1 protein-coding gene is annotated in these 2,192 nt (G+C 39.6%); it reads right to left on the bottom strand.

All coding sequences use genetic code 11. The features are described 5' to 3' along the window. Positions 1–563 precede the first annotated feature (563 nt). On the bottom strand, positions 564–2,192 hold a 1,629-nt coding region (locus DL238_RS15865; protein ID WP_147291044.1), incomplete at its 5' end, for a VWD domain-containing protein.

Below are 2,192 nucleotides of genomic sequence, written 5' to 3'. Positions count from 1 at the left end.
GCCTTTTCCTTTATTTACATGCCAATTCAATTTTCATGATTTATATCAGTAAAAAATATTACTACAAAAACAATTGTTGATGTTATGTCACATATGGAAAAAAATATATATATAATTTGCATTGATTGGTGTATGTGCAATTTAAATAATACAAATTGACGACATTGTACCAAAATGATATATATATAACTTTCTATACAATTTTCCTTCCTAAATGTTTCACTGTTTCTGACTAGCATTGTCAGTATTACCAATAAATGGTAATAATTCTCCCATTAGGCCTACTATGAACATTTATAAACAGAATACACAGAAAGTTATCCTTTCTACACTATTTGGTAAAATGATTTAATAGCAGTAATTTCTCCAGCATTTTATACATGATGACATGCAACTTAGAAGTAATACTTAAACATAATAATAAATCATGATTTCTCATGACTTTTACTGCATTCGTACTTATAACTTAAAATGTAAAAATTATCGTACAAATAATTCATCATATTTTTTTCCAGTTTTCTCCCATTTTGTGTTTTTTACTAACATCTACAATAGCTTTAATTTCAGCCCTTTACGCCCTTTGTTCCTCTGATTTGTGCCAAAGGTTCCCTCTCCTTGCGATTAGTGACCTTGCATTCAGAGAAGGGATACAGTCCAGACACCAGTCTGCATGTGCAGTCCTCGTGAAGTTCAGTTCCTAGTGATTCAGCAATACGATGTGAAACCACTTGCAAGAACTGCTTTCTAGCAGATGATTTTGCTTCCAAGAAGTTCTGAGCAACGTATGTTACTCCATAACTATCAAGTGCAATGGGAATCCAAATGTTGTTCTGGTAAACGAGATTATTACGCAGTTCTGTACTTCCTTCCAAAACCTTCTTCTTTGCATCGCTCAAGACATACACATGGTCTGAATCAAAACCAACAACAGTTTTCGTGACCTTGGCATCCTTGCTTGTTATGTGCAGATCTTGTACAGGTGCTATAAGGTGGAATGCTACACCGCGATCACGTAGGACTTTCGTGGAGAACAGGGCTAACAATTGCTGGAGCGAGACGCCAAATGCGCTGGTCTTGGTGTTTGCCACGAGACCCACAAGAACTTTAGAAGTTCCTATCTTGAATGGGTACTTTGATCCCAGCTGGTATGCCCGACTAGGTGCTGATAATCCAAGCTCTGACTCAATCAGGGCAGTCAAGTATTTCCACCTGTTCTCACAGGAGTCCAGTTTCAAACTGAGGGCGTCAATATGGTCAATGAATTTCATGTTCTTTGTTTTACCTTCGAAGCTGATCTTCCCACCAGTTGTGTACAGAGCAGGGTAGTTATGTGTGGCTTCTCCATAACCAATCAATGTGAAATGCACATTAGTGATATCCTTTGCCTTGAGATCATTGGTAAGAGTTGTAACAAGTGGTGAGACAAGTTCCTTGAACAATTCAGTGTTGTGTGTATCTTGTTCTACAACAATAATCACATCAGCTGAATTCTTGGGTACCTTCACACTTACAGAGTCACCAACCTCGATGGGACTGCCATCTACAACTGAACAGTGCACACATTCTTCTGGTACAGAGATATGGATGTATTTGTGAGCAGCAATTGTATATGCAGCGGCAACTGAACATGCAGCTTTTTTCTTTGCTTCTGGAGTGCTTTCATCAGCAACGATGTGAGAGCAAGCTTCCCGGAAGGGAGCAGATGGAACGAAGAAGTATCCCAACCTAAGAGATGTAGAACCGCCGAAGATATTGGCACACTCCTGTGGTTCTGGCATTTCATGATCGTGATGTGTTGGTCCACTGACGTCTGCGCATGATGGATCAACCTTCCAGCTATTACCGAAGTCATTTACGTTTGTTACAACCTGTCCATTGGGCTGCTTGAAGTCGTCCCATGGCTCATAATCCAGAGCTCCCAGTAGACCACGAGTCTTTCCAAAGTAATAGCCAGAAACATGGAAGGTGCAGAATTGATGGAGTTTGTCACATCTGACGAAGAGGCCAGCTTTGTGTTTCACATTTATTGTAAAGTAATCCTTCCATACAACGAAGTCACCATCCACATATGGATATTCAGCTGCTTGGCCATTGGCCTTGAAGGATGAGTCTTTGGCAAATTCGATTGAAGTATGATGATCAGCAATAATAATGGATTTTGAAGCGAGGTCAAGAGCAACAGAGAAATTTCC

Origin of the sequence: Alteriqipengyuania lutimaris, assembly GCF_003363135.1 — a bacterium.
Lineage (GTDB): Bacteria > Pseudomonadota > Alphaproteobacteria > Sphingomonadales > Sphingomonadaceae > Alteriqipengyuania > Alteriqipengyuania lutimaris.
This window is presented reverse-complemented; position numbering and strand designations above follow the sequence as displayed.